This is a genomic window from Neisseria sp. P0019.S003 (genome assembly GCF_051957115.1).
Lineage (GTDB): Bacteria > Pseudomonadota > Gammaproteobacteria > Burkholderiales > Neisseriaceae > Neisseria > Neisseria flavescens_D.
This window is the reverse complement of sequence record NZ_JBQCWT010000087.1, coordinates 1-447: the sequence shown is the minus strand read 5'-3', so window position 1 is coordinate 447 and position 447 is coordinate 1. Positions and strand designations below refer to the sequence as shown.

Sequence of the window (447 nt, the reverse complement as noted above, 5' to 3'; positions counted from 1 at the left end):
ATCGGTAAATTCACCTTAACTATAGAACTCGAGCCCAATACCGTGATTTCGCTTTGTTTGGACAAATCCCTGCGCAAAGTAGGGCCGAACCGCTTCCAAGCAGTCAAGGAAAATTTCCTGCCGAAAAAAGACTTAGATATTATTTTCGTTTATGATTAATCTTATTCGACATATATAAAAGGTCGTCTGAAAGCTTATTTAGGTTTTCAGACGGCCCTTTGTTACAATAACGCTTTTGCGTTTCTAAGGCTTTTCCATGTCCAAACCCACCGTTTCCCCGATGATGCAGCAGTATCTAGCCATCCAATCTCAACATGCCGACAAGCTGGTGTTTTACCGCATGGGCGATTTTTACGAGCTGTTTTTGGATGCCGCGGTGGAAGCGGCGAAGCTGTTGGACATTACCCTGACCCCGCGCGGGCAGATGGACGGCGTGCCGATTAAGAT

The 447-nt window shown here is 45.9% G+C and carries 2 protein-coding genes; both read left to right on the top strand.

The genetic code is table 11. The features are described 5' to 3' along the window. Entirely contained in the window at positions 1 to 159 is a 159-nt protein-coding gene (locus tag ACTHTS_RS11220) for a DUF4424 family protein (protein WP_440370083.1), read from the top strand. A gap of 97 nt (positions 160 to 256) precedes the next feature. After that, the coding region (locus ACTHTS_RS11215) for a hypothetical protein (RefSeq protein ID WP_440370082.1) at positions 257 to 447 on the top strand (191 nt) is incomplete at its 3' end.